This is a genomic window from Pseudorhizobium marinum, assembly GCF_000705355.1.
In the GTDB taxonomy this organism is placed as follows: domain Bacteria; phylum Pseudomonadota; class Alphaproteobacteria; order Rhizobiales; family Rhizobiaceae; genus Neorhizobium; species Neorhizobium pelagicum.
In genome coordinates this window covers 249,775-275,482 of record NZ_JMQK01000004.1, presented here as the reverse complement: position 1 = coordinate 275,482, position 25,708 = coordinate 249,775, and the positions used below count along the sequence as shown (strand labels likewise).

The following is a 25,708-nucleotide window of genomic DNA, read 5'->3' as shown; positions in this document are numbered from 1 at the left end:
GCGCCACCTCCGGCCAGAAAGCCCGGATCCAAGTTCGAAGTCTGGAGTGAGAAAATGGCCGGGTAGACCCCGGCCATTCATGGTGTCGAGAAGCTCTCGGTTTACTGCGCGGAGGCAATCGCCTGCGGCAGGCGCTCGAGAGCCTGATCGGTGTTGATCTGACCGTTCAGGTGCTGGGTCACGACGTCGAAGATCGCTTCCTTGACAGCCGAAGGCTGGGCATGGCCGTGGGCCATCGAGCCGGCGAGATTGCCGCTCGCAGCAGCTTCCGCCAGATCCTTCATGCCCTTCTTGCCGCAGTCGTCGAACTCGGTGTCCGGAACGTCGGTACGCGCCGGGACGGAGCCCTTCACGGTATTGAAGGCAATCTGGAAAGCCGGATCTTCAACGGCCGAAGCCATCTTCAGCTGGGCGTCGCGCTGGTCGTCACCGACGTCGAACATGACGAACTGGTCGGAGTTGAACAGGACCGAACCCTGGGTGCCCGGGAAGCGCATGCAGACGAAGTCGGTGCCCGGCTTCTTGTCGGCGCGCAGCCATTCACCCTTGGACCAGTCGCCCATCTGCTGGGCGCCGGCATTGCCCTCGATCACGAGCGCCGTCGACAGGTTCCAGTCGCGACCGGAGAAGTTCGGGTCGAAATAGCCGCGAAGCTTGGTCATGTCGTCGAAGACCTGACGCATGGTATCGCTCGAAAGCGCTTCCGCATCCGCTTCGATGACGGCCTTCTTGTAGAAGTCCATGCCGCCGACCGAAAGGACGACCGACTCCCAGAGGGTGCCGTCCTGCCAGGGCTGACCGCCATGGGCGAGCGGCGTGATGCCCTGCTCCTTGAACTTGTCGAGCAGCGCAAACAGCTCGTCCATGTTCTTCGGCTCGGCGCCACCGGCCTTGTCGAGGGCGGCCTTGTTGAGCCACAGCCAGTTCGTCGAGTGGACGTTGACCGGCGCAGCGATCCAGTCGCCATCGAACTTGGAGAATTCCTGGAGGGCCGCCGGAATGACCTTGTCCCAGCCCTGTTCGGCCGCCAGATCGTTCAGGTTGCCGAGAACGCCCATTTCGGCCCAGTCCTTGATGTCGAAACCGAGCATCTGGACGGCTGTCGGCGGATCGCCGGAGGTCACGCGGGCACGAAGCGCCGTCATGGCCTGCACGCCGGAGCCGCCGGCAACGGGCATATCCTGCCAGGAGATACCTTCCTTCTGGAGGTTGTCCTTGAGGACGTTGAGCGCTGCGGCTTCGCCGCCTGCGGTCCACCAGTGCAGGACTTCAACGCTCTCCTGAGCCTTTGCAGTCCCCGCTGTGAGTGCAATCACGGCAGCACCGGCAGCCAGCTTCGTAAATGTTCTGATATTCATGAGAATCTCCCTCTAGATCCGGGCTCCTCTCCGGATAAATAATTTATAACGATATAAAACCGGGGGCTGTCAACCCCGCGCCATTGCCGGAAGAGCGGTCGACGGAGCAGTTAGGGCATTGTTTTCGTGAGGCAAGTTTTGCGTCATGCGATAATTGCAAAAGATTGCCCCCGAAATTTATAACGATATAGTTAGCAGTCGGGAGCTGCACATCGGGGCTTGGGAGGAGAGGACGCCGGATGACTGATCGGCATGGAAAAGACGTCGGGGAGCGCACTGTCCCGAAAAGAGGTACGTACATCGGCAATGACGCCAAACCGACGCTGAGGACGGTGGCGGAACTGACGGGTCTGGCCGTGACTACCGTTTCGCGGGCCCTCGCCGATGCCCCGCAGATTGCGCTGGAGACCCGGCAGCGGGTCCGTCGGGTTGCCGAGGAGATCGGCTACTTCCCCGATCGGGCAGCGCAGCGGCTGCGCACCGGACGGACGAATGTGATCAGCCTCGTCCTCGATCCGCACGAGGAAATCCTCGGCTACGCCACGTCGATGATCAATGGCATCACCGAAGCGCTGCGCCGGACGACGTATCACCTCGTCATCACGCCGCATTTCTCCGACACGCCGCATCTCGATCCGGTGCGTCACATCATGCGCAACCGCATGGCGGACGGCATCATCTTTACCCGCACCGAACCCTCCGACGAACGGGTGAGGTTGCTGCTGGAACGAGATTTCCCCTTCATCTGCCATGGGCGCACGGAGCTTGCGACGCAGCATCCCTACGTCGATTTCGACAATCACGCCTTCGCATACCAGGCAGCCCGCAAGCTGATCGCCGCCGGCGCCACAAAGCTCTCCATCATCCTGCCGCCGGAACGTTTCACCTTCGCCCATCACATGCGTCATGGCTTCATGACGGCGGTGCGCGAGGAAGGCATCGCGTTCGAGATTCCGAAGGAAGTGACCCTCGACAGCAAGTCGGAAGACATCCGTCGGGTGATTGACGATCGGCTTTCGCAACCGGACCGGCCGGATGGCTTCATCTGCGGCGGCGAAGTCTCGGCGCTCGCCGTCATGGCCGCATCGTATGACCGCGGCCTGGAGCTTGGCAGAGATGTCAGGCTGGTGGCAAAGCAGACGTCGGGGATTTTCGACCAGATCAGACCGCGCACCGAGACGATCTATGAGGATCTGTCAGAGGCAGGGGCACTGATGGCCCGGCTGCTCTTGAGGCGGATCTCCGAGCAGCCGCCGGTTTCGGAACTGCAGGCGCTCCAGACGATCTGAAGCGCCTGCAGGCTTGTCTCAGTCTTCTTCCTGGAAGACGGCTTCGCGCTTCTTCCGGACGCTCGGCAGGAGCACGACCAGAAGAACCGCCGCTGCAATCAGAAGCAGCGTCGCGCTGATCGGTCGGGTCAGGAAGGTGCTCGGGTCTCCGCGGGCCAGGATCATCGCCCGCCTCAGGTTTTCCTCGAGCAGCGGCCCCAGCACGAAGCCGAGGAGCAGCGGCGCCGGTTCGCACCGGAGCTTTACCAGGACATAGCCGATGAACCCGAAGAAGGCGACCGCGAAGAGGTCGTAGACGTTGGAGTTGACGCTGTAGACCCCGATCGAGCAGAAGGCCATGATGATCGGGAAAAGCACGTAGTAGGGGATCGTCAGGAGCTTCACCCAGAGGCCGATCAGCGGCAGGTTCAGGACGACGAGCATCAGGTTGCCGATCCACATCGAGGCGATGATGCCCCAGAACAGCGCCGGCTGTTCGGTCGCAACGTTCGGACCCGGCACGATACCCTGGATGATCATCGCGCCGATCATCAGCGCCATCACGGGGTTTGCCGGGATGCCGAGTGTCAAGAGCGGGATGAACGAAGTCTGCGCACCGGCATTGTTGGCCGACTCAGGACCGGCCACGCCGGCGATCGCACCATGGCCGAACTCTTCCGGGTTCTTCGACATCCGCTTTTCGACGGTGTAGGACGCGAAGGAGGCAAGGATCGCACCGCCACCGGGAAGGATGCCGAGCGCGGATCCGATGACCGTTCCGCGAAGCACGGGGGCGATCATCTGCCTGAAGTCGTCCTTCGTCGGCAACAGACCGCTGACCTTCGCCATCAGCAGCGACCGCGTTTTCTCGCTTTCCAGGTTGCGAAGGATCTCCGCGATCCCGAAGACGCCGACGGCCACGGCGACGAAGTTCAGACCATCGGAATACTCACGGATGCCCAGCGTGAAGCGCGGCGTGCCGGTATAGATGTCCGTGCCGACGAGCCCCAGCAGAAGCCCCAGCGACACCATCGCGAGCGCCTTGATGATCGAGCCATGCGCCAGCGCGATCGACGAGACGAGGCCGACCACCATCAGCGAGAAGTATTCGGCTGCGCCGAACTGCAGGGCGATGGCGGTCAGCGGTGGTGCGAAGATGGCGACCAGGAAGGTCGCAACCGTGCCGGCGAAGAAGGACCCGAGCGCCGCAATCGAAAGGGCCGCCCCTGCCCTGCCCTTACGGGCCATCTGGTAGCCGTCGATGGCCGTGACTGCCGACGAGGATTCACCCGGCATGTTGATGAGGATGGCCGTAGTCGAACCGCCGTACTGGGCACCGTAATAGATTCCGGACAGCATGATCAGGGAGGAGACCGGCTCCAGCTGGAAGGTGATCGGCAGCAGCATGGCGATCGTGGCGGTTGCGCCGATGCCGGGCAGAACGCCGATCAGCGTGCCGAGAAGCACACCGATCAGGCAGAAGAACAGGTTTTCGATCGACGAGGCCGTCGCGAAACCCAAAGCGAGATTGCTGAAAAAATCCATCTGCCCCTCCTAGAAGCCGAGCCAGGGTCCGAAGCGGCGGAACGGCAGGCCGAGCCCGTAGCTGAACACGAGGATTGAAAAGATCGTCAGGCAGAACGAGAGCACCAGCGCGGTGAGCGGCTTCATCTTCGACGACGCGAACGACGCGATGAGCGCCGCCAGGAATATCGCCGGTACGAAACCCAGGCCGCGAACGGTGAGCCCGAAGAAGATCGGAGCCGGCAGGATGAAGAGCATGCCGCGCCAGGCGATGTGGCCGATCGCGTCCCCTTCGATGCGCAGCGACTGCACGAAAATGATGCCGCCGAACAGGATGAGCGCGCAGGCAAGGATCAAGGGGAAATATCCAGGCCCCATCCGGAATGCCGTGCCGAGGTCGAGCGTCAGGGATTGTATGGCGAAAAACAGGCCAAGGCCGATGAACAGCAGGCCGCAAAGAAGATTTGTGGTGTCGAATTTCGAGGATCTCATGGTCGCTCCGGGACTTGGAGGGGCGCAGCAGGCGCGCCAAGGAAAAATCCTCCCCCTGCAGGCCAGGGAGAGGATCTTCAACAGCGCAGCTAGCTCAGTCGGCGTATTCGCCGGCAGCCTCGATCACCGGCTTCCAGCGGGCGATCTCGCCTTCGAGCTTCGCCTTGAGGGCCTCCGGAGTGGCGTCAGTCTCTGGCGACGGCTCCGTGCCGAGTTCGGCAAAACGGGCCGCTACGTTCGGATCGACGAGCGCCAGCTTCAGCGATTCCGACAGGCGGCTGACGGCTTCTGCCGGCGTGCCCTTCGGAGCATAGATGCCGTGCCAGATGCCGACCTGGAAGTCCGACAGGCCGCCTTCGGCAGCCGTCGGCACGTCCTTGAGGACATCCAGCCGCTCGGGCGAGGTCACGGCATAGGCCTTGATCGTGCCGCCCTGGATCTGCTTGGTGGTGTTCGTCGTCTGGTCGCACATGATGTCGACCTGGCCGCCGAGAAGATCGGTCATGGCCGGACCGGTGCCCTTGTAGGGGACCGTGACGAGAGGTGTCTCGAGGGCGCTCATGAACAGCATGCCGCACAGATGCGAGGCAGCGCCGATGCCGGCGTTGGCAACGGTGACGGTATCTTTGTTGGCCTTGGCGTATTCGATAAGGCCCTGCAGGTCTGTCGGCTCGAGATCCTTGCGCGCGACGATGGTCATCGGCACTTCGGTGACGAGGCCGACATATTCGAAGGCGTTCAGCGTGTCGTAGGGCAGCTTGCGGTAGAGCGTGGCGCTGGTCGCCATGCCGATATGGTGCAGGAGCACGGTATAGCCGTCGGCCTCTGCATTGGCCACGCGTCCAGCGCCGAGAGTACCGCCGGCACCGCCGACGTTCTCGATGATGACCTGCTGGCCGAGGTCCTTGGACATGGCTTCCGCGACCAGACGGGCGACGGTGTCGGTCGGACCGCCGGCAGCGAACGGCACGACCATGGTGATCGTGCGGTCCGGATAGGTCTGCGCGCCGGCAGCGACGGACATGAGAGAGGCAGCCGCAAGCGCGGTAGCGCCAATGATGGCGTTCAGGGTTTTCATGGAACTCCTCCAGGATGAAAATCTCTTTGAGCCGGCGCAAGCTCCTCCAGCGCCAGCCTGCCGCAGATTGATGTCCGAAGGTCGAGAGTCGCAATCTTCCACCCGCTGCCGAAGCGGCTATTATCGTCCGTCGCGCTGCAACATGGGTGGAAAGGGAAACAACCGGGCCGATTGATGGGTGGAAATCCACCCATCGCTGTTGATAACCGGGCCGAAGCTACAGGTCGCGATCCTCGTCCAGGATCTGATCCGGCCCGAGGATGCGTCGATCCAGCCCGTATTTCTGCATCTTCTCGTAGAGCGTCTTGCGCGAGATGCCGAGCGCTTCATAGACCGGTCGCAGCGCGCCGCCATGCGCCGCTATCGCACTGGCGATGATGTTCTTTTCGAATGCGGCGACCTTTTCGGCCAGGCGACCGTTGACGTCGCGCCCAGCCCCCGCGTCGACCGTTGCGGCCTCGAGCCCCAGAACCAGCCGGTCGGCGGCATTGCGCATTTCCCGGACATTCCCCGGCCACTCCCTCTGTGCAACGGACGAGATCACGTCCGGCGGTACCTCCATATCGTCGCGGCCGAAGCGTGCGGCAGCCTCCCGCACCAGGTGGAGGAAAAGGAGCGGGATGTCCGCCCGGCGCTGCTCGAGCGACGGGACATGGATGGTCGCGACGTTGAGCCGATAGAGCAGGTCGGCGCGGAAACGGCCCGCCGCCACCTCCGCCTCCAGGTCCACCTTGCTGGTGGCGATGAAGCGCACGTCGAGCGGCACCAGCTCGTTGGAACCGAGCCGGGTGATTACCCTCTCCTGCAGCACCCGCAGGAATTTCGCCTGCAGGTCGAAGGGCAGCGAGCCTATCTCGTCGAGCAGGATCGTGCCGCCGCGACCATGCTCGAACTTGCCGAAGCGTGCCCGGATCGCTCCGGGGAAGGCACCGGCCTCGTGGCCGAACAGCTCGCTTTCGATCAGGTTTTCGGGCAGTGCTGCGCAGTTGATCGCGATGAAGGGGCGGCTGGCGCGCGGACTGATGTCGTGGAGCGCCCGCGCCACCACCTCCTTGCCCGCCCCGGTGTCGCCGATGATCAGCGTATCCGCATCCGTCGCCCCGATGGCGCGGATCCGGTAACGCAGGTCGACCATGATCTGGGTCCGGCCCGGCAGCCGCGCCTCCAGATCGTCGCGCTTGCCGGCAACGGCGCGCAGCCGGCGGTTCTCGAGCACCAGTCCCCGGCGATCGAGGGCACGGCGGATCACCCCCGCCAGGTGCTGCGGCGTGAATGGCTTCTCCAGGAAATCATAGGCGCCTTCGCGCATTGCCTTGACGGCCAGCTGTACATCTCCGTGCCCGGTCACGAGGATGACCGGGATCTCGGGATCCAGCTCGCGGATGCGATGCAGGAGCGTCATGCCGTCGATCCCCGGCATGCGGATGTCGGTGACCACGACGCCGTCGAAGCTGAAGCCGATCAGTTCCAGCACCGGGTCGGCGGTGGAAAATGTCTGCACCGACAGTCCGAACAGTTCGAGCGCCTGCGCCGTCGACCGGCGCAATTCCTCTTCGTCATCGACCAGCAGAACCCTCTGGTCTGTCATTCCGCTGCCTCGAGCGCGTTTTCGCTGGCGGCATCGAGTTCGATCCGGAACACCGCCCCGCCCTCGGCGGCGTCACAGACCGTCAGGCTGCCGCCAAAATCCTTGACGATGTTGTAGGAGATGGAAAGTCCGAGGCCGAGCCCCTTACCGACGCCCTTCGTGGTGAAGAACGGGTCGAAGATCCTCTCCCGTATCGCGGCGGCGACGCCCGGTCCGTGGTCGCGAACCAGGACAACGACCCTGCCGGCTTCCGCCATGGCCGTGAGGCTGATCTGCCGGTTCTCCAGCCCCTCCACGGCATCTGCTGCATTGGTGATGATGTTGACCAGCACCTGCTGCAGCCGGACTGCCCCTGCCCTGACCTGCGGAAGCTCCGTCCCAAGCGTCACCGTCAGTTCCGCATCCGCCGCCTTCAGCCGGGCGTCCACGATCTCCAGCGTGTCCCGCACCACCTCGTCCAGAGAGACGGCACCGAGCTTCTCCTTCGGCTTGCGGGCAAAGTTGCGCAGATGGCGGCTGATCGACGCCATTCGGTCGATCAGGGCCGAGATCCGCCGCACGTTGTCGCTCGCCTCGTCGATGCGTCCGCGGGCGATCAGGACTGCAGCACTTTCCGCATAGGTCTTGGCGGCCGCCAGCGGCTGGTTGAACTCGTGCGAAAGCGCCGCCGACATCTGCCCCAGGCCCGCAAGCTTGCCGGCCTGGATCAGATCCGCCTGCGTCTGTCGCAGGCGTTTCTCGGTCAGGCGGCGCTCGGCGATTTCCTTCTCGATCCGGCTGTTGACCCGGGCGAGATCGGCTGTGCGCTCTTCCACCCGCCGTTCCAGCTCTTCCTTGGCCTCCGCCTGCATCTGCATCCGCTCGTTGAGGCTGGCGCGTCGCTGCAGGATGATCGCCAGGAAAAGTCCGGCAAGGCACAGAAACAACAGGATGGCGATGATCGTCGTCTTCGCTTGCGCGCGCACGGTGCCGGTATCGATCAGCACGTTGACGGTCCAGCCGGCATCCGCCATCTGCGCCGACGCGACGAGGTACTCCCGATCCGTCGTGCCGTCCGAGATCGTCATGCTGTCGTGGCCGGCATAGGTGCCGCGCCTCACCGGCAGTTCGCGCAGCCAGGCGTCCGCATAGCGGCGGGAGGCCTCCGTCCGCGCCAGGCGCTCCGTCGTCAGCGGCTCGATGGCGGAATACAGCCATTCCGGCGAGCCCGTCATGAAGATGATACCTTCCGGATCGGAGACGAAGATGCGGCTGTCGCCGCCGCTCCAGGAGCGCTCTATGGCGTCGATATCGACCTTGAAGACGATCACCCCAAGGATCTCGCCCCGGACCTCGATCGGCGAGCCGAAATAATAGCCTCGCTTCAGCGACGTCGTCCCCAGCGCATAGAAACGGGACTGCCGGCCCTGCGCGGCGTCCTGGAAATACGGGCGATAGCTGAAGTTCTCGCCAACGAAACTCAGGGGACCGTCGTGATTGCTGGCAGCAACCGTATTGCCGTCCATGGTCATGACGTAGATGTCCGACGATGTCAGCAGCCCGTTGATGTCCTTCAGATAGGCATTCGCCACCGTCCGCAGGTGCTCGTCGCCGGGCCGCTGCACGAGCTCCTCGATGTTCTCCTGGTCGGCGATCAGTGCCGGCAGGGCTTCGTAACGCTTGAGATGCCCCTCCAGGGCCGCGACGGCGAGCCGCAAGGTCGTCTGCGCCTGGGCCGCGGTTTCCTCAAGGTAGCTGCGGGATGCGATGGGTCCGCCGCCGAAGATGACGGACAGCACGACGGCAATGCAGACGATCGACGCGATCAGGACACGATGTGGCAAGTAGATCCGGCTCCTCCCAGCAAGATGCCCTGATCATAGGGGCAGCCTGCGCCATTTGCTACAGATTGTTGCCGATCTGAGGACCGCCCGGTACAGCCGGACAAGCTTCACTTGACTCCTGTCTGCAGCGTGATTGGATCAGGCACAGCATGCTCACCTCACGGCCGGAAAGGGCTCGCCATGGTCTACCTCCTCGCACTTCTGATAGGCGTCGTTGCAGGCCTTCGCGCCATGACCGCCCCCGCGGCGGTCAGCTGGGCAGCCTATTCCGGCATTCTGGTTTTGGACGGCACCTGGCTGTCCTTCCTGGGCTCCATCTGGGCCGCGGTCATCCTCACCATTCTCGCCGTGGCCGAACTGGTCACCGACCAGCTGCCGTCGACACCGAGCCGGAAGGTTCCGCCGCAGTTTGCGACCCGCGTGGTCATGGGGGCTCTTTCCGGTGCAGCCATTGGCGTCGGTTTCGGCATGTGGGCCGGGGGTTTGGCAGCCGGTGCGATCGGTGCGGTTGCCGGCACCTACGGCGGCGCCGCCGTTCGCTCCGCGCTTGCGAAGGCGGTGGGGCGGGATACACCCGCTGCCTTGATCGAAGACGCGGTGGCGATCGTCGGCGCCTGGCTCATCCTCAATGCCGTCACAGTGGCGGCTGTGTCGTGAAGACCTTCGACGCCATCATTATCGGGACCGGCCAGGCAGGCCCTCCACTCGCCGGGCGACTGGCGGCTGCGGGAAAGACCGTTGCCATCATCGAGCGCCACCATGTCGGCGGCACCTGCGTCAACACCGGCTGCATGCCGACGAAGGCTATGGTGGCGAGCGCCTATGCAGCGCATCTGGCCCGCCGCGTCGAGGACTACGGCCTCTCCTTTGAAGGTCCTCTGCAGGTCCAGATGGCGAAAGTCATGCAGCGCTCCCATCAGGTGACGCTCAATGCCCGCACCAACAACGAGAACTGGCTGGGCGGCATGGAGAATTGCACGCTGATCCGCGGCCACGCGCGCTTCGAGGGTCCAGACAGTGTGAGGGTCGGCGACGAACTGCTGCAGGCCCCGCAGATCTTCATCAATGTCGGCGGACGGGCGGTGGTGCCCGATCTTCCGGGGATCGAGGACATCGACTACCTCACCAACAGCGGCATCGTCATGCTCGACCGCGTGCCGCGCCATCTCGTGATCATTGGCGGCAGCTATATCGGGCTTGAGTTTGCCCAGATGTACAGCCGGTTCGGGGCTGAGGTCACCATTGTCGAGCAGGGCGACCGGCTGATCCGCCGCGAAGACCCGGACGTGTCCCAGGCCATCCGCGAGATCCTGGAGAGCGAGGGCATCACTGTCCGCACCGGCGCCGAATGCATCCGCTTCCGCCGCCACGACGAGGGTGTGGCCGTCGCGCTGGAGTGCGGCGAAGGCGATCCGGAGATCATCGGGTCCGACGTTCTCCTGGCCACCGGCAGGCGCCCGAACACCGACGATCTCGGGCTGGACACGGCCGGTGTCGAGCTGGACGAGCGGGGTTATATCAAGGTCGACGACGGGCTCTCCACCAATGTCGACGGCATCTGGGCGCTCGGGGATTGCAACGGCAAGGGCGCTTTCACCCACACGGCCTACAACGACTTCGAGATCGTCGCCGCCAATCTGCTGGACGGCGAGAACCGCAAGGTCTCCGACCGCGTGCTCGGCTACGCCCTCTACATCGACCCACCACTCGGGCGGGTGGGGATGACGGAGGCTCAGGCGAAGACGGCGGGGCACAAGGTCCTGGTCGGCACCCGTCCGATGAGCCGCGTCGGGCGCGCTGTCGAAAAGGGCGAGACCCAGGGCTTCATGAAGATCATCGCTGATGCCGACAGCCGCCGGATCCTGGGTGCCGCGATCCTCGGCACCGGCGGCGACGAAGCCATCCACGGCGTGCTCGACATGATGAACGCAGGCGCCACCGCCGATCAACTGCGCTGGGCCGTGCCGATCCATCCGACCGTCTCGGAACTATGGCCGACCGTCATCCAGGCGATGGAGCCGGTTTGACCGCCCGTTTACCGCCTTTGCCTCCGCCGTTTCGGCGCGGGGCGGGTTAACCGCTGCTGCACTTTCTGCGTTTAAGCTTGAGGGATTACAGGTCGGATCGGAAGAGCATGTGCGGATTTGCGGGCTTCGTTGGAGAGGTTGACGTTCCGGATGGGCCGGAGCCTCTGCTGCAATCCATGGCGCAGGCCATTGCCCACCGCGGTCCCGATGGCCGAGGGACGTTCTCGGCGCCCGGAATCGGCCTTGCCCATGTCCGCCTGTCGATCGTCGGCCTCGGCGACAGCCACCAGCCGATGGCCAGCGAGGACGGAGACCTCGTCATTGCCTTCAACGGCGAAATCTTCAACTACGTGGAGCTGCGCGAGGACCTGATTGCCCGCGGCTGCCGCTTCCGCACCGGCGGCGACACGGAGGTTCTTCTCCAGCTCTACGCGCACTATGGCGACGATTGCCTGTCGCGGCTGAACGGCGATTTCGCCTTTGCGATCTGGGATCGGCGGCGGGGCCGCATGCTGCTGGCCCGTGACCGCATGGGCGTGCGGCCGCTGTTCTATACGGAAAAGCGCGGCGTCATCTACTTCGGCTCCGAGGTGAAGGCGCTGCTCGCGGTGCCCGGCATCGAGGCGGAACTGGATCCTTTCGCCCTCGACCAGATCTTCACGCTATGGGCGCCGATCGCGCCGCGCACAGCCTTCAAGAACATCTCCGAACTCGAACCTGGCACCTGCCTGATCCTTGAGAACGGCAGCGCGAGGACATCATCCTACTGGCGCCTCGACTATCCCGATCTCGCCGACCTGAGACCGGATCGAGACGAGGGCGAAGCCGAGGAGGAGCTGCGGGCGCTGCTGCTGGATGCGACGCGGCTGCGGATGCGTGCCGATGTCCCGGTTGGTTCCTATCTCTCGGGCGGGCTGGATTCCTCGCTGATCGCTGCGCTCGCGGCGCCTATGGCTCCCGATGGCCTGAACACGTTTTCCGTCACCTTCGAGAGTGCCGAGCACGACGAGAGCGCGTTCCAGCGACAGGTCGCGGAAAGCCTCGGCACCCATCACCGGTCAGTTGCCTGCCGACCCGAGGACATCGCCAACAGCTTTCCGGAGGTCATCCGCTTCACCGAGCGGCCGGTGCTGCGCACGGCGCCGGCACCCCTCTTCCAGCTCGCCGCGCTCGTGCGGCAATCCGGCATGAAGGTGGTGTTGACCGGAGAGGGCGCCGACGAGGTCTTTGCCGGCTACGACATCTTTCGGGAAGCGCGGGTACGGCGCTTCTGCGCCCGCCAGCCCGGCTCGCGCATCCGTCCGCATCTGTTCCGCAAGCTCTATCCCTACCTGCCCGGCCTGAAGCAGCAGTCGACCGACTATCTGGCGGCCTTTTTCAGTGCCAACAAGGATGCGCTGGATGATCCGCTGTTCTCGCATCGGCCGCGCTTCCGCAGCACCGCGGCAGCCAAGATCTTTTACTCCGACGATCTGCGGTCGACGCTCCAGGGATACGATGCCGCAGAGGATCTCGCGTCCCGCCTGCCTCCCGAATTTGCGCGCTGGCATCCGCTCCACCAGGCACAGTACCTGGAGGCGCGCTTCCTCCTGCCGGGCTACATCCTGTCCAGCCAGGGGGATCGCATGGCCATGGCGCATGGGGTCGAAGGCCGCTTCCCCTTCCTCGACCACCGGCTGGTGGAATTTGCCAACCGGCTTCATCCGGATGCAAAGCTGAAGGGGTTGAGCGAGAAGGATATCCTGCGGCGGGTTGCCAAAAATCTCCTGCCGGAGACCGTCGTGCGGCGGCCGAAGCAGCCCTACCGGGCGCCGGACAGCGGCTCGTTCTTTTCGCCCGAGCCGGACTACGTCGCCAATCTTCTCAGTCCGCAGGCGATCGCAGCCGGCGGGGTTTTCGCCCCCGGGGCAGTCGCCAAACTTAGCCGGAAGTGCCGGACCACAACCGTCAGCGGCTTCAGGGACAACGCCGCCTTCGTCGGCATATTGTCGACGCAGCTCTGGCTGCAGTCCTTCGCGAGCCCACAGGCAATCGAGCCTGCGAGGCCTGACCATTTGCATCAGCCGTTGACGACTATGTGAGAGTTGGACGCATCTGCAGACGGAGAAGTAACGTCTCCGTGAGACTCGTGCCGAACATCCTGTCCCCTTCTTCGGCACGCTTGCACCCAGTGGCATTCGGCGTAGGGTGAACCCATTCTTTGGGATGAGCGTCGGGTTCTGCATGATGCAGAACACCCCGGTTCCGGATTTACGGAGGCATGACATGACGCAGACCTCGCATTCCACTTTCGAGCCACAGGAACTCGCTCTCCTTCAGCGATGCTACGCGGGAGTCTCTATCCAGCGACGGCTCCTCGGAGACGCCGACGAAGCGAACCGGCTGGCGGCGCAGATCTTCCAGCTCTATCGCGACGGCGTACGCGACGAGACAGAGCTTCGTGCACGTCTGTCTGGGCGGATGCCTCAGGCGCACTGAGCGCCTGCCCGCGTCAAGTTCCGGTCAGCGTTTGGCCTGGAGTTCCCGTTCATCGCGCATGAGAAAGAGCCGCGTCGTATCGTCGAGGTTCTCTTCCAGCCATGAGGCCATGGCCACCTCGTCGGCCAGTATGTCTTCGAAGACAGCCTTCGCTTCCACCTCGCCAAGCTCGTCGGCAGCCGCGATGAGTACGCGGTAGGTGGCGATCTCCACGTGCTCGAAAGCGTAGGCGGCCATGGCCCCCTTCACGACCTCGTCGTGCGTCAGTGCACCGCCCAGCCCTTGCAAGGTCGCGCTCAACCGGCCCGTGACATCCTTCAAGATCGACGTGCGCCCGTTCGGCAGCTTGTCCAGCAGGGACTGGAGTGCCTGGACATGTCCCTTCGTTTCCGCAAGGTGCTCCTCTATCCGCGCCTTGAGCAGGGGATAGTTCTCGATGCGCTTGGCTTGCGCCGCCAGCATCGTCACCGCCTGCTCCTCGAGCCCATGAGCATCCCGGAGCCAGTTTGCAAAGTGGTCCTGCGTGTGTGCCACCATATCCTCCTTTGACATCCCAATTCTGCGTCCCATGAGGCCGAACGGCCGGGGTTACCAGACGGTTCCCCTCCCCTAGCATGACAGAACAGCCGTCCGGCGGCCAATAAAGCCGGAACATTCGGCAGCGCTCCGGGTTTGCCCTACTATCTCACTAGGAGACAACAATGGCTGATCCTCGCGAACCATATGAGACGCCGCCGGTCCCGACGCCGGATGGAAGGCCCGAGCCACCGATCGAAGAGCCGGATCCCGATCGGCTGCCGGACGAGACGCCGAATCCGAACCCGGACGAGAACAATCCGCCGGCCTATGCCTGACGGCAGCTACCGGTGCTGAAGACACTGAGGTTTTCCGGTGACGGGCCTGCGCGGCCGTCACGATGGAACAAGCTGGAACAAAATACGTTTCCGTGAAATATTTGCATACGGGGGCGTATAGGTGGACGTGACGGCAACAGCATTTTCCCAGAAACAGGCTCCGCAATCCGGCCCGATCATCAAGCTTGGCCGGACGGCCTGGCGACGTGCGCGGGCGGACAAGGTTTCGATCCTCGTTGATGGCGCCGATTACTTCCGGCGGCTGGATCAGGTTTTGCGCCAGGCCCAGAAGTCGGTGTTCATCGTTGGGTGGGACTTCAATCCCGACATCAAGCTCCGCCCGGACGATCCCCATTGCGCGACGCTGGGCGAGCTGCTGCGCCATCTCGTTGAGACAAAACCCGAGCTTGAGGTCCGTCTGCTCGTCTGGGGCATGGGGCCGGTCTATTCCGGCAAGAGCTTGAAGATGTTCGGCAAGATGGAATGGAGCGATCATCCGCGGATCTCGCTCAAGTTCGATTTCGATCACCCGCTTCGCGCCAGCCATCACCAGAAGATCGTCGTCATAGATGACAGGACCGCCTTTGTCGGAGGCATGGATCTGACCGCCCGGCGATGGGACGACCGCCGGCATCTTGCCGACAATCCGCTTCGTGTCTCGCCCGACGGCACCCCCTATGGGGCGGTGCACGATGTCCAGGCCGTTGTGGCGGGCCCGCCGGCGCGCCTTGCCGGCGATATCGCCCGCGGTCGCTGGAAGCGGCTGACGAAACAGGACCTGCAGCCGGTTGAAGCCACCTCCGGCGACACCCCCTGGCCAGAGGACCTGCAGCCGGCCCTGACCGATTGCAACACCGCTCTGGCGCTCACGGAAGCGTGGAGGTGGAAGGGTCGTCGGGGCCACCGGGAGGCCATTCGCCTGACCCATGCGGCCCTGCGCGCAGCAGAGCATCACCTCTATATCGAGTCACAATATCTCGCCTCCTTTGGGGTCGCCCGTACTCTGGCAAGACGCCTGAAGGCGCGCCGCGGGCCGGAGATCATCGTCATCGTCACCCGGGAATCCCACGGCTTCCTGGAGCAGGCGATGATGGGCCAGAACCGAAACCGCCTGATCCGTCGCCTGAAGCGGGTGGATCGCCACGGCCGCCTGAGGGTCTGCTATGCCGTCACGCCGGACGGCAAGGGCGGCGAGAAGGAGGTCATCGTGCATTCCAAGGTGATCGTCGTCGACGATCGCTTCATCCGCGTCGGCTCGTCCAACCTCAACAATCGTTCCGAAGGCCTCGACACCGAATGCGATCTCGCGGTCGAAACCGCCACGTCGGAAGGTCGAGGTGCCATCGAGACGATCCGCAACGATCTGCTGGCGGAACACCTCGGCGCCGCACCGTCTGACGTGGCACAGGTCTTTGCCGAGACGGGCTCCCTGATTGCGGTCATCGATCGCCTTAACGTCAATCCGCGTGGACTCAGGCCCTTTGACGTGGACGCAGAGGAGGGAGATACGGATTCGCTGGTCGGGACGGGCATCTTCGACCCGAAGCAGCCGTTCTGGCCGATCCGGCCGATGGCAACCCTCGTCCGCCGCTCCTTTGGCCGCCTAAGCCGCCGTCTGTTCGGTTAGCGGCGTCTGCCGGCGGCGAAAATAGGCCTCGCTGACAATCAGTGTCGGCACACCGATCAATAGCGGCACGAAGAAGTAGAGGACGCGGAACGCCACGAGCGCTCCGATCGTGCCGCTGGCGGGCAGGAGGCCGAGCATGGTCGCTTCGAGTACACCAAGCCCGCCGGGCACATGGCTGATCAGCGCGGCGATGTTCGAGGTGACATAGGCGGTCGCGACCTCGAGAAAACGCACTTCGGAAACCGCCAGCAGCAGCTGATGGATGGCCCCGGCTACACAGGCGAAGTTGAGGGTGCCGACGACGACCTGCCCCAGGGCAAGCCGCAGCGGCGGCGGATCGAAGCTCCAGCGACCGATGACCAGCGAGCGCCGCACGCGCCAGCAGATGATCAGATAGGAGCCCGGCAGCGACAGGATCACGAGCGCCAGAACGACGGATGCCGTCCCCGATAGGCCGAGCATGTCGCCTCGCCCGTTCGGTGACGAGAGAAGAGCGATGCCGGCCAGCGTCTCGAGGCCAATGGCGACCGTAAACCCGCAGAAGACGATGACCTTGGCAACCTGCTCCGGCGACAATCCCCAGCGAGAGTAGAAGCGATAACGCACGGCGCCGCTGCTCAGCGCCGCCATTCCGACGTTATGACCGATGGACAGGGCGGTAAAGGATGCCAGCAGCGTCCGGGGGAAGGGTAGTGGCTTGCCGGCATAGCGGACGGCAAGCCAGTCGAAGCCGCTCAGGCAGACATAGGAAGCGATGACAAAGCCGAATGCGGAGAGCAGGTTACTGAGCGGGATCGCCGCGACGGAGATCCGGACTTCTTCCCAGGTGTAGCGCCCGAGGCTCCGGTAGACGATGACCGCAGCGACGACGACGGCAACGACGACCAGCAACTTGAATAGATGCCGTCTTGTGATCATGTCCTGCCCTCTCCCTGTCCGCTATCAGGGAACGAAAGCACGGCAAACGGGTTCCCAACCGCATGGCATCCACGCAGCAGCAGATCGACCCCTCCCGGCGCGTCCTCAAGATCCTCAGTTACAACGTCCACAGTTGCATCGGAACGGACCGGCGGCTTGATCCCGCTCGCATCGCGGACGTGATCGCAGCGCTTTCTCCCGACATCATCGGACTTCAGGAACTGGACGTCGGTCGCCGGCGCACGGGGGGAGCCGATCAGGCGGAGATCATAGCCTCCCTCCTGGAGATGAAGTTCCATTTTCACGCTGCCCTCCATGTCGCCGAGGAGCGCTATGGCGACGCCATCCTGACGACGCTGCCGATGCAATTCGTGAAAGGCGGCATGCTGCCGTCCCGCAGCGAGCAAAGAGGTGCGCTTTGGGTTGAAGTCACCGTTGGCGACAAACAGGTTCAGGTGTTCAACACGCACCTTGGGCTCCCCAGGCGGGATCGGGTTCAACAGATGACTACGCTGCTGGGACCCTCATGGATTGGCAACCCCGAAAGCGAGGGAAAGTCGCAGATCCTGATCGGTGACTTGAATTCGATCGGCCAGTCGGCTGCATACAGGCAGGTCGCGCGACGCATGAAGGACGTTCAGCTGCAAACCGGCGCCAAAGCCCGCGCGACATTTCCGTCACGCTTCCCCCTCATGCGTCTCGACCACATCCTGGTGTCGGATGACATAGAGGTTCTCGATGCGCAGGTGATCGCGGATCCACGTGCCCGCATCGCGTCCGACCATCTCCCGCTGATGGCGACTGTGCGTCTCTGACAAAGGAGCAGAAGGTAGGCTCGTGCCGCACCCTCTGCTCGTTTGTCGCTTTCGCTATTTGTTGTTGCGGCCGCGCTGATCCGGGTCGATGCCGCCGGAGGGCAGCGTGTCGTTCATCACATCGCCCTCCTCCGTATTCTCGCCTTGGATGACGCCTTCGACGATATGGCCATGCCGCCCCCTGGAGGTCCCGATTCCGGGATTGCCCTTGAGATCCGCATCACTCGGCCGATCTGTCTTGAGGTGCTTGGAGCTTGCCATCACGATCTCCGTCCTGTTGCGCAAATCTCAGTCGTTGGTGCGGGAGACGAACTTGTTGAACCGGCTGGTCCCGCCGCTCGAGGTCTCTTCCTGATAGAGGAAGCAGAGCTCGTTCTCGTCAAAGATGGAAAAGAAGTCGTCCCAGCCGATCTGCTCGAGCGACTCTTCCGGCTCGCCAAAATCGACCCGCAGGATGCCGCCCTCCCCGGAGGCCTTCACCCGCGCAGGATGGCCTCCGCGCTCTTCGATCCAGCTTTGGATTTCCTTGTGATCTGTCGTCTGAACGGATTTGCTCATGTCTGCCTCCTTCGCGTGGTTCAATGGTCAAACCGGGCCGCGGACATGATTGTTCCCCGGGAAAACTTGGACTCGGCGAGAGGGAACATCTCCCAGAATGGCGTGTTAACAGGCGGTCGGAGACACAATGGGCTCCCGACAGTGTCTAAGTACCCTCCCCATCTGGCGCTTCCTCCGGAAGCGCCATTTTTCTTGCTCTGTGGCAAAGCGCCTCGCTGCGGCGATCCGCCCGTATTGACCTTTGGCCCTGTGGCCGCATCTTAGGGGAACGGAAGCCCACGTTGTGGTCCGGTTAGAAAAGGTCTGAGGCTCATGTTCGAGAACTTCGACGCCATAGTGCTGGCTCGATTCCAATTCGCCTTCACAGTCTCCTTTCACATCATATTCCCGGCCTTCTCGATCGGGTTGGCCAGCTATCTCGCCGTGCTGCAGGGGCTCTGGCTGTGGACGAAGCAGGAGGTCTATCTCGAGCTCTTCGACTTCTGGAAGACCATCTTCGCCCTCGCCTTCGGCATGGGCGTCGTTTCCGGCATCGTCATGTCCTACCAGTTCGGCACCAACTGGAGCGTCTTTTCCGACAAGGCCGGCCCCGTCATCGGCCCCCTGATGGGCTATGAGGTGCTTTCCGCCTTCTTCCTGGAAGCGGGCTTCCTGGGCGTCATGCTGTTTGGACGCAACAGGGTCGGACCGGGGCTGCACTTCTTCGCCACGCTGATGGTCGCTTTCGGCACCTTGATGTCGGCCACCTGGATCCTGGCCGTGAACTCCTGGATGCAGACACCCCAGGGCTTTGGCATGAATGACGTCGGCCAGTTCATCCCGCTCGACTGGTGGGCGATCATCTTCAACCCGTCCTTCCCCTACCGGTTGGTCCACATGGTTCTCGCCGCCTACCTGACGACCGCTCTCGTGGTGGGAGCGGTTGGCGCCTTGCACCTGATACGGCGCACCTCGCCGCTTCGTGCCGGCAAGATGTTCTCGATGGCCATGTGGATGTTGATGATCGTCGCGCCGCTGCAGATCTTCGTGGGCGACATGCATGGCCTCAATACGCTGGAGCATCAGCCGACCAAGGTCATGGCCATGGAAGGTCATTACGAAAGCCATCCGGATGGTGCGCCGCTGATCCTCTTCGGCATCCCCAATCCCGACGAAAAGCGGATCGACTACGCCGTCGAGATTCCGAAACTGTCGAGCCTGATCCTGAAGCATAGCCTGAATGCGCCCCTGGCGGGCCTGGACACGGTGCCCGAGGAGCTGCATCCGCCAGTGGCGATCGTCTTCTGGTCGTTCCGCGTGATGATCATGCTCGGCTTCGCCATGCTCGGGCTTGGCGCCTGGAGTCTCTACTGTCGCTGGCGGGGTACCCTCTACCAGAACGACTGGCTCCACCGTCTGGCGCTGGTGATGGGTCCGGCAGGCTTCGTCGCCGTGCTGGCCGGCTGGATCACGACGGAGGTTGGCCGGCAGCCATACACGGTCTACGGACACCTGCTGACGGCAGATTCGATCTCGCCGATCTCGGCACCGGCCGTCGCCAGTTCGCTGATTGCCTTCATCATCGTCTACTTCCTCGTCTTCGGCGCCGGTACCTTCTACATCCTGAGGCTGATGTCGCGCCTGCCGAAGGATCCAATGGACGATCTCGACGAAGGCCCGATCCGCACCGCCGGCATTACGCCGGCGCCACACCTTGCCCGGAAGCAGGAGTTCGATCACCATGGACATTGATCTTGCGTTCATCTGGGCGGCCATCATCGCCTTTGCCGTTCTGGCCTACGTGATCCTCGACGGGTTCGATCTGGGCGTCGGGATCCTGTTTCCCTTCTTTCAGAAAAAGCACGACAAGGACGTGATGATGAACAGCGTTGCCCCCGTCTGGGACGGCAACGAGACCTGGCTCGTGCTCGGCGGCGGCGGACTTCTGGCGGTCTTCCCGCTCGCCTATGCCACCATTCTGCCGGCCCTTTATGCGCCGATCATCGCCATGCTGCTGGGCCTGATCTTCCGCGGCGTCGCCTTCGAATACCGCTGGCGGACCAAACGGGCCGAGCACCTGTGGAACTGGGCCTTCACCGGCGGATCGGTGGTTGCGGCCTTCTCGCAAGGGGTTGCGCTGGGTGCTCTGGTCCAGGGCATACCGGTGGTCGACCGGGCCTATGCCGGCGGCTGGTGGGACTGGCTGACGCCTTTCTCGATCGCCACCGGCCTGGCCGTCCTGATCGGCTACACCCTGCTGGGCGCCACCTGGCTGGTGATGAAGACTACGGGTGAACTGGCCGAACAGGCGCGCCGCTATGCCTATCTGGCCGCGGTCGGGACGCTCGTATCGATGGGCATCGTCAGCCTGTGGACGCCGTTCCTCGAGCCGCTTTACCTCGAGCGCTGGTTCAGCTGGCCGACCGCCGCCTTCAGCTTCATCGTGCCACTGCTGGTCGGTGGCTGTTTCCTGATGATGCTCCACGGGCTTCGCACCCACCACGACACCCGCCCCTTCGTCGCCGCGCTCGGCCTCTTCGTCCTCGGCTTCGCCGGCATCGGCATCAGTTTCTATCCCTACATCGTTCCCACCTCGGTGACGATCTGGGAAGCGGCCGCGCCGGATTCGAGCCTTGCCTTCCTGCTGGTGGGCGCCGTCGTCCTTGTGCCGATGATCCTCGGCTACACCGCTTACGCCTATTGGGTCTTCCGCGGGAAGGTCGATCCGGAAGAAGGCTACCACTGATGGCCGAGCCAGGCACCGGCAAGCGCCTGCTCTGGTTCCTCGGCCTGTGGCTGGCCGGCGTCGTGACCATCACCATCGTCGGCCTCGCGATCAAGTTCTGGCTCGGCGTCTGATCACGCCTCGCCGGGATATTGGTTGGCCTTCAGCAGCGTGGCGAGGTGGACTGTGTTGCGCGCCAGCATCGCCACCGTGCTCGTCACCTTCTCGGGGATCTGTTCCAGATCCGCGAAATTGGTGCTCTGCATCGCTGCGCCGACCCAATAGGCCACCGCATTGGCGGGAATGGTGAAGCCGACGTCGCTCAAGGCCTGGTAGAATTCTGCCGAGACGTGGTGCGCGCCGTCCTCGTTGCCGACGACGGCGACGGCCGCGACGCGCCCGTAGGACACCATCCGCCCCTCGTCGTCCGTCTCGCTGAGAAAGGCATCCATCCGTTCCAGCGCTCGCTTGGAGACGCTGGACGGCTGCCCCATCCAGATCGGCGTGCCCATGATCAGGATATCGGCGTCGAGGATCATCTGGCGGATCTTCGGCCAGTCATCGCCCTCGCCTTCATCGGAACTGACGCCCGGCTTGATGTTGTAGTCGGCGAGCCTGAGAATGGTCGTCGTCACACCCATCGGCTTCATGGCGGCGTCGATCAGCCCAAGCATGCGGTCGGTCGACGAGGGTTCGCCGCCGCTTGATTTCAGCGTGGCATTGAGGGCAAGGGCAGTCAGGGCCATGGTCTTCTCCTGGAACCGGAAATTCTGGTGGTGGCGCTCCAACGGTCCGTCCGGCGGCTTGTTCCAGGATTTCAGGACTGCTACCGGCGGGCGAGCGCGATGGCGTAGCGTGCAGGACCCATTCCAGGATTGTAGAAGATGCAGTCCGATGGCGGCCCCAGAAGCAGGCAATCTCCCTGCGGCAACTGATGGACGACATCGCCCTCCCGAAACTCAAGCTCGCCCTCGAGCACCCAGATCTGCTGCTGCTGGAAGGCGAAGGCAGACGCGGGATAAGGAACCCGCACGCCCGCCGGAAGCACGACTTCGATCAGTTCCACCATGCTGTTGGCGGGCGAGATCGCGCGCCGGGTATAGCCCGTTTCCGGATCGCGCCACACCGGCTGCCGGTCGTGCGCGCTCAGCCGCTCAGGCTTTTGCTCAGCCAGTGCCAGCAGGACCGAGAGAGGAAGCCCGAAGGCGCCCGACAATCGTCCCAGCACCGTCGCCGTTGGGCTTGCCTCCGAGCGCTCGATCTTGCTGATCATCGCCTTGGAGACACCGGAGCGCTCCGCAAGCTCAGCCAGCGACCAACCGCGCGCCTCCCGCTCGACCTTCAGCCGTGAGGCGATCGCCTGAACCGGATCTGCCTGGATTTCCTGCACCGTCTTGCCTTCCGTCAATCGTCTTCTATAGTGGACGACGAAATCCTATATGAGACAGACCTCGTCGGCAACGAGGCAAAGGGGACTGACGTGACAAAGAAGATCTTATTCAATGCCTTCGATATGAACTGCGTCGGCCATATCCAGCAGGGGCTGTGGGCGCATCCGCGCGACCAGTCGCGCCGCTATGCCGAACTCGCCTACTGGACAGATTATGCGCGCAGGCTCGAGGCCGGACTGTTCGACGGCATATTCCTCGCGGACGTCGTCGGCGTCAACGATGTCTATGGCGCCAGCAATGCGGCGGCCCTGCGCGGCGCGGTGCAGGTGCCGGTCAACGACCCGATGCTGCTGGTACCCGCCATGGCGGCGGTGACAAAACATCTGGCCTTCGGCATCACCGCCAACCTGACCTACGAGACGCCCTTTCTCTTTGCCCGCCGCATGTCGACGCTGGACCATCTGACCGGCGGCCGGATCGGCTGGAACATCGTGACCGGCTACCTCGACAGCGCCGCCAAGGCGATCGGCCTTCACGCCCAGGCAGCCCACGACGACCGCTACGATCTCGCCGACGAATACATGGAGGTCGTCTACCGCCTGTGGGAGGGGAGCTGGGAAGACGACGCCGTCGTCAACGATGCGACGCGCCACCTCTATGCCGACCCCGCCAAGGTCCACAAGATCCGCCATGAAGGGCCACAGTACAACATCGACGCCATCCATCTCTGCGAGCCTTCGCCGCAACGCAGCCCGGTGCTCTATCAGGCCGGCTCCTCCACGCGCGGTCGACAGTTTGCCGCTACCCATGCGGAATGCGTTTTCGTCAACGGCCAGAAGATCGAAGGCGTGAAATCGATCATCGACGACATCCGCGCCCGCGCCGTGGACTACGGTCGTCTACCGGACGACATCAAGGTCTTCATGGGTGCGACGATCGTCACCGGCCGGACGGACAAGGAGGCCCAGGAGAAGTTCGAGGACTACCGCGCCTATGTGAGCTCCGAGGCGGCGCTGGTGCATGCGGCGGGCTCCATGGGCATCGATTTTGCCAAATACGATCTCGATGAACCGATCGAGACCGGCAAGAGCGCGGCCATCGTTTCCAACATCGAGGCGATGAACCGCAGCGCCGGCCCGCAATGGACGCGACGCAAGCTGCTGGAGCAGATGGTGCTGGGCAGCCGCCAGCCACCCATGGTCGGCGCCGCCGACAAGATCGCCGACGAACTCGCAACCTGGAGCCAACAGGCGGGCGTCGACGGCTTCAATCTCTCCCGCACGGTGGTGCCGGAGTGCTTTGACGATATTATCGAACTGGTGATCCCGATTCTGCAGGAGCGCGGGCTCTACAAGACGAGCTATGATGAGGGCCCGTTGAGGCAGAAGCTGTTTGGCGCGCCAAGGCTGCCGGAGCGCCACATCGGCGGCCGACACCGGCTCGCACGCATGGCATGATGAAGGTGCAAGCAAGCATGGACAAGCAAGAGTTCCGCAATGCCATGGCCCAGCTCGGCGCTGCCGTCTGCGTCATCACGTCAGACGGCGAGGCAGGCCGCACCGGTTGCACCGCCACCGCCGTCTGCAGTGTCACCGACGACCCGCCGACGCTCTTGCTCTGCCTCAACCGGGCGAGCCGCAACAATGCGGCCTTTCGCGCCAACGGCACGCTCTGCGTCAATGTCCTGGCGGCAAGGCAGGAGGAAATCGCTCTCCGGTTCTCCGATCCGAACCTTTCCGGCGACCAGCGCTTCTCTGGCGGGGACTGGCTGAAGGGCGAGAATGGCAGCCCCGCGCTACAAAATGCTGCCGCATCGATCGAATGCCGCATCAGCGACATCACGGAAGTCGGTACCCACTCGATTTTCTTCTGCGAAGTCTCAGCGGCACACACCTCTGCCGGGAATGACGCGCTCGTCTACTTCGGCCGTGCCTTCCATCGCGTCGGCGCAGCCGTGCCGGAAATCGCGGAGTGACGGCGGCTGGCGAAAATCCGGCGACATCCGCACGGTGGCGAATGCTCGCCATCCTCTGCGGGGCGGTGGTGCTTTCGTTTTCCACCTGGTTTTCGGCCAATGCGATCGCCCCCGACGTCAGCCGCGCCTGGGCGCTCTCGCCGGCGGCTGCCGGCTGGCTCACCAATGGCGTCCAGATCGGCTTCGTCATCGGCGCGCTGCTCGCCAGTCTCTTTAATCTGCCGGATCTGGTGCGCATGAACCGGCTGATGGCCGCGTCGGCCGGACTTGCGGCCGTTTCGAACGCGGCTCTCCTGCTGGAACCGGGACCGGTCATGGCAACGCTCTGCCGACTTGCCACCGGCTTTGCCCTGGCCGGCGTCTATCCGCCGGCATTGAAACTGGTGTCCACCTGGTTCATCACCGGCCGGGGGCTCGCCTTCGCCGCCGTGATCGGCGCCATCACTGCCGGCTCCTCCCTCCCCCACCTGTTTCGCGGTGCCATTTCGGGGATCCACTGGCAGACGGTGGTGGTGCTTTCCAGTCTCGCCGCTCTCGTCAGCATGCTGGGTTTCCTGCGGTTTGCCAGCGAGGGGCCCTATCCCTTCGGGAAGGCCGTCTTCGACCCGCGTCAGATCGGCAAGGTTCTGCGCGACCGCAACGTCGCCCTCGCCAATCTCGGCTACCTCGGACACATGTGGGAGCTCTACGCCATGTGGGCCTGGCTGCTGGCCTATCTCAGCGCAGCCTATGAGAAGAACGCCGTCGGAACGGCCACGGACGCCTCCCTTCTGACCTTTGCCGCAGTCGCTGCAGGCGTCATCGGCTGCTTTGCCGGCGGCGTGCTGTCCGATCGCTTCGGCCGGACGGCGACGACGGCCGGCATGATGATCGCCTCGGGCACCTGCGCGCTGCTGATCGGCTTCGTCTTCGACGGGCCGCAATGGCTTCTCGTGCTTGTCGTGATCGTCTGGGGGATCACCATCATCGGCGACTCAGCGCAGTTCTCCGCGGCCGTGACGGAGCTCGCAGATCGGAGCTATATCGGTACCGCACTGTCGCTGCAGATGGGCATGGGCTTTGCGCTGACCATCCTGATGATCTGGCTGATGCCGCATCTGGCCGCGTGGCTGGGCGGCTGGCAGTGGACCTTCTCGATCCTCGCCGTCGGCCCCTTCATAGGCGCCACCGCCATGCTGGTCCTGCGGCGCCGTCCGGAAGCCGAACGACTTGCCAACGGCCGTCGGTAGC

Annotated in this window: 25 protein-coding genes; 13 read left to right on the top strand and 12 right to left on the bottom strand. The window is 63.7% G+C overall.

Translation table 11 applies throughout. The features are described 5' to 3' along the window. Positions 1–101 precede the first annotated feature (101 nt). Positions 102–1,358 (bottom strand): ABC transporter substrate-binding protein, encoded by a 1,257-nt coding sequence (locus EO99_RS0106950; RefSeq protein WP_029617919.1) that lies wholly within the window; start codon positions 1,356–1,358, stop codon positions 102–104. Positions 1,359–1,597: 239 nt separating this feature from the next. Here EO99_RS0106950 and EO99_RS0106945 point away from each other — a divergent pair, with 239 nt between their 5' ends. After that, positions 1,598–2,647, top strand: a complete 1,050-nt coding sequence (locus EO99_RS0106945; RefSeq protein WP_029617918.1) for a LacI family transcriptional regulator — start codon at positions 1,598–1,600, stop codon at positions 2,645–2,647. 18 nt (positions 2,648–2,665) lie between these two features. Here EO99_RS0106945 and EO99_RS0106940 read toward each other — a convergent pair whose 3' ends face one another. From EO99_RS0106940 to EO99_RS0106920, 5 genes are all read right to left on the bottom strand, one after another. After that, positions 2,666–4,171 (bottom strand): tripartite tricarboxylate transporter permease, encoded by a 1,506-nt coding sequence (locus tag EO99_RS0106940; RefSeq protein WP_029617917.1) that lies wholly within the window; start codon positions 4,169–4,171, stop codon positions 2,666–2,668. A 9-nt stretch (positions 4,172–4,180) separates the two neighbouring features. Continuing rightward, positions 4,181–4,642: a tripartite tricarboxylate transporter TctB family protein gene (locus EO99_RS0106935; protein ID WP_029617916.1), complete on the bottom strand. Its 462-nt coding sequence runs from the start codon at positions 4,640–4,642 to the stop codon at positions 4,181–4,183. Between the two features lie 94 nt (positions 4,643–4,736). Next, a complete protein-coding gene (locus tag EO99_RS0106930; protein WP_029617915.1) occupies positions 4,737–5,720 on the bottom strand; it encodes a tripartite tricarboxylate transporter substrate-binding protein in 984 nt (327 codons plus the stop codon). Between the two features lie 217 nt (positions 5,721–5,937). After that, positions 5,938–7,308, bottom strand: coding sequence for a sigma-54-dependent transcriptional regulator (locus tag EO99_RS0106925; RefSeq protein ID WP_029617914.1), 1,371 nt, complete (start codon positions 7,306–7,308; stop codon positions 5,938–5,940). Further along, positions 7,305–9,131, bottom strand: coding sequence for a sensor histidine kinase (locus tag EO99_RS0106920; RefSeq protein WP_029617913.1), 1,827 nt, complete (start codon positions 9,129–9,131; stop codon positions 7,305–7,307). Before EO99_RS0106920 ends, EO99_RS0106925 begins: the two co-directional genes overlap by 4 nt. 180 nt (positions 9,132–9,311) lie before the next feature. On the opposite strand from EO99_RS0106920, the gene EO99_RS28190 reads away from it, so the two are divergent. The 4 genes from EO99_RS28190 to EO99_RS0106900 all read left to right on the top strand — a co-directional run bounded on the left by EO99_RS28190 (position 9,312) and on the right by EO99_RS0106900 (position 13,636). Further along, complete coding sequence (locus EO99_RS28190; protein WP_029617912.1) at positions 9,312–9,788, top strand: membrane protein; 477 nt, start codon at positions 9,312–9,314, stop codon at positions 9,786–9,788. After that, positions 9,785–11,158: an FAD-containing oxidoreductase gene (locus EO99_RS0106910; RefSeq protein ID WP_029617911.1), complete on the top strand. Its 1,374-nt coding sequence runs from the start codon at positions 9,785–9,787 to the stop codon at positions 11,156–11,158. The genes EO99_RS28190 and EO99_RS0106910 overlap by 4 nt, the downstream gene beginning before the upstream one ends. Before the next feature lie 107 nt (positions 11,159–11,265). Next, positions 11,266–13,239: an asparagine synthase (glutamine-hydrolyzing) gene (gene asnB, locus EO99_RS0106905; protein ID WP_051679734.1), complete on the top strand. Its 1,974-nt coding sequence runs from the start codon at positions 11,266–11,268 to the stop codon at positions 13,237–13,239. 184 nt (positions 13,240–13,423) lie between these two features. Continuing rightward, a complete protein-coding gene (locus tag EO99_RS0106900; RefSeq protein ID WP_139014995.1) occupies positions 13,424–13,636 on the top strand; it encodes a hypothetical protein in 213 nt (70 codons plus the stop codon). 24 nt (positions 13,637–13,660) lie between these two features. Here EO99_RS0106900 and EO99_RS0106895 read toward each other — a convergent pair whose 3' ends face one another. Further along, positions 13,661–14,170 carry a ferritin-like domain-containing protein gene (locus EO99_RS0106895; protein WP_029617908.1) on the bottom strand — a complete coding sequence of 170 codons (510 nt, stop codon included), beginning with the start codon at positions 14,168–14,170 and terminating at the stop codon, positions 13,661–13,663. A 167-nt stretch (positions 14,171–14,337) separates the two neighbouring features. Between EO99_RS0106895 and EO99_RS27980 the strand changes: the two genes are divergently transcribed. Then, positions 14,338–14,490: a hypothetical protein gene (locus tag EO99_RS27980; RefSeq protein WP_173425139.1), complete on the top strand. Its 153-nt coding sequence runs from the start codon at positions 14,338–14,340 to the stop codon at positions 14,488–14,490. Positions 14,491–14,611: 121 nt separating this feature from the next. Continuing rightward, positions 14,612–16,117, top strand: a complete 1,506-nt coding sequence (locus EO99_RS25570) for a phospholipase D-like domain-containing protein (RefSeq protein WP_051679733.1) — start codon at positions 14,612–14,614, stop codon at positions 16,115–16,117. Here the strand turns inward: EO99_RS25570 and EO99_RS0106880 are convergent. After that, positions 16,094–17,035: a lysylphosphatidylglycerol synthase domain-containing protein gene (locus EO99_RS0106880; protein ID WP_081851994.1), complete on the bottom strand. Its 942-nt coding sequence runs from the start codon at positions 17,033–17,035 to the stop codon at positions 16,094–16,096. The two genes, EO99_RS25570 and EO99_RS0106880, sit on opposite strands and share 24 nt — an antisense overlap. A 62-nt stretch (positions 17,036–17,097) precedes the next feature. Here EO99_RS0106880 and EO99_RS0106875 point away from each other — a divergent pair, with 62 nt between their 5' ends. Further along, positions 17,098–17,850: an endonuclease/exonuclease/phosphatase family protein gene (locus tag EO99_RS0106875; protein WP_051679732.1), complete on the top strand. Its 753-nt coding sequence runs from the start codon at positions 17,098–17,100 to the stop codon at positions 17,848–17,850. Between the two features lie 54 nt (positions 17,851–17,904). Here the strand turns inward: EO99_RS0106875 and EO99_RS0106870 are convergent, their stop codons facing one another. After that, positions 17,905–18,111: a hypothetical protein gene (locus EO99_RS0106870; RefSeq protein WP_029617905.1), complete on the bottom strand. Its 207-nt coding sequence runs from the start codon at positions 18,109–18,111 to the stop codon at positions 17,905–17,907. Positions 18,112–18,138: 27 nt separating this feature from the next. Continuing rightward, positions 18,139–18,408: a hypothetical protein gene (locus tag EO99_RS0106865; RefSeq protein WP_029617904.1), complete on the bottom strand. Its 270-nt coding sequence runs from the start codon at positions 18,406–18,408 to the stop codon at positions 18,139–18,141. Positions 18,409–18,720: 312 nt separating this feature from the next. Between EO99_RS0106865 and EO99_RS0106860 the strand changes: the two genes are divergently transcribed. Both EO99_RS0106860 and cydB read left to right on the top strand, forming a co-directional pair. After that, complete coding sequence (locus EO99_RS0106860; protein WP_029617903.1) at positions 18,721–20,139, top strand: cytochrome ubiquinol oxidase subunit I; 1,419 nt, start codon at positions 18,721–18,723, stop codon at positions 20,137–20,139. Continuing rightward, the gene (gene cydB / locus EO99_RS0106855; RefSeq protein WP_029617902.1) at positions 20,129–21,133 is read left to right on the top strand and encodes a cytochrome d ubiquinol oxidase subunit II; all 1,005 of its coding nucleotides are present in this window, start codon (positions 20,129–20,131) and stop codon (positions 21,131–21,133) included. The genes EO99_RS0106860 and cydB overlap by 11 nt, the downstream gene beginning before the upstream one ends. 113 nt (positions 21,134–21,246) lie before the next feature. Here the strand turns inward: cydB and EO99_RS0106845 are convergent, their stop codons facing one another. Together EO99_RS0106845 and EO99_RS0106840 are read right to left on the bottom strand one after the other, a co-directional pair. Next, on the bottom strand, positions 21,247–21,858 hold the full coding sequence (locus EO99_RS0106845) for a flavodoxin family protein (protein ID WP_029617900.1): 612 nt from the start codon (positions 21,856–21,858) through the stop codon (positions 21,247–21,249). 80 nt (positions 21,859–21,938) lie between these two features. Next, positions 21,939–22,520, bottom strand: coding sequence for a helix-turn-helix domain-containing protein (locus tag EO99_RS0106840; protein WP_235776777.1), 582 nt, complete (start codon positions 22,518–22,520; stop codon positions 21,939–21,941). Between the two features lie 72 nt (positions 22,521–22,592). Between EO99_RS0106840 and EO99_RS0106835 the strand changes: the two genes are divergently transcribed. The 3 genes from EO99_RS0106835 to EO99_RS0106825 are packed head-to-tail and all read left to right on the top strand — an operon-like array spanning position 22,593 to position 25,707. Continuing rightward, on the top strand, positions 22,593–23,960 hold the full coding sequence (locus tag EO99_RS0106835) for an LLM class flavin-dependent oxidoreductase (RefSeq protein WP_029617898.1): 1,368 nt from the start codon (positions 22,593–22,595) through the stop codon (positions 23,958–23,960). 17 nt (positions 23,961–23,977) lie between these two features. Then, the gene (locus EO99_RS0106830) at positions 23,978–24,478 is read left to right on the top strand and encodes a flavin reductase (RefSeq protein ID WP_029617897.1); all 501 of its coding nucleotides are present in this window, start codon (positions 23,978–23,980) and stop codon (positions 24,476–24,478) included. Next, on the top strand, positions 24,475–25,707 hold the full coding sequence (locus EO99_RS0106825) for an MFS transporter (protein WP_029617896.1): 1,233 nt from the start codon (positions 24,475–24,477) through the stop codon (positions 25,705–25,707). The genes EO99_RS0106830 and EO99_RS0106825 overlap by 4 nt, the downstream gene beginning before the upstream one ends. Position 25,708: the final 1 nt, after the last annotated feature.

Coding starts and splice junctions, on each gene's coding strand:
- EO99_RS0106950 (WP_029617919.1), bottom strand. CDS start 1,358: ATGAATATCAGAACATTTACGAAGCTGGCTGCCGGTGCTGCCGTGATT.
- EO99_RS0106945 (WP_029617918.1), top strand. CDS start 1,598: ATGACTGATCGGCATGGAAAAGACGTCGGGGAGCGCACTGTCCCGAAA.
- EO99_RS0106940 (WP_029617917.1), bottom strand. CDS start 4,171: ATGGATTTTTTCAGCAATCTCGCTTTGGGTTTCGCGACGGCCTCGTCG.
- EO99_RS0106935 (WP_029617916.1), bottom strand. CDS start 4,642: ATGAGATCCTCGAAATTCGACACCACAAATCTTCTTTGCGGCCTGCTG.
- EO99_RS0106930 (WP_029617915.1), bottom strand. CDS start 5,720: ATGAAAACCCTGAACGCCATCATTGGCGCTACCGCGCTTGCGGCTGCC.
- EO99_RS0106925 (WP_029617914.1), bottom strand. CDS start 7,308: ATGACAGACCAGAGGGTTCTGCTGGTCGATGACGAAGAGGAATTGCGC.
- EO99_RS28190 (WP_029617912.1), top strand. CDS start 9,312: ATGGTCTACCTCCTCGCACTTCTGATAGGCGTCGTTGCAGGCCTTCGC.
- asnB (WP_051679734.1), top strand. CDS start 11,266: ATGTGCGGATTTGCGGGCTTCGTTGGAGAGGTTGACGTTCCGGATGGG.
- EO99_RS0106900 (WP_139014995.1), top strand. CDS start 13,424: ATGACGCAGACCTCGCATTCCACTTTCGAGCCACAGGAACTCGCTCTC.
- EO99_RS27980 (WP_173425139.1), top strand. CDS start 14,338: ATGGCTGATCCTCGCGAACCATATGAGACGCCGCCGGTCCCGACGCCG.
- EO99_RS0106880 (WP_081851994.1), bottom strand. CDS start 17,035: ATGATCACAAGACGGCATCTATTCAAGTTGCTGGTCGTCGTTGCCGTC.
- EO99_RS0106875 (WP_051679732.1), top strand. CDS start 17,098: ATGGCATCCACGCAGCAGCAGATCGACCCCTCCCGGCGCGTCCTCAAG.
- EO99_RS0106870 (WP_029617905.1), bottom strand. CDS start 18,111: ATGGCAAGCTCCAAGCACCTCAAGACAGATCGGCCGAGTGATGCGGAT.
- EO99_RS0106865 (WP_029617904.1), bottom strand. CDS start 18,408: ATGAGCAAATCCGTTCAGACGACAGATCACAAGGAAATCCAAAGCTGG.
- EO99_RS0106860 (WP_029617903.1), top strand. CDS start 18,721: ATGTTCGAGAACTTCGACGCCATAGTGCTGGCTCGATTCCAATTCGCC.
- cydB (WP_029617902.1), top strand. CDS start 20,129: ATGGACATTGATCTTGCGTTCATCTGGGCGGCCATCATCGCCTTTGCC.
- EO99_RS0106845 (WP_029617900.1), bottom strand. CDS start 21,858: ATGGCCCTGACTGCCCTTGCCCTCAATGCCACGCTGAAATCAAGCGGC.
- EO99_RS0106830 (WP_029617897.1), top strand. CDS start 23,978: ATGGACAAGCAAGAGTTCCGCAATGCCATGGCCCAGCTCGGCGCTGCC.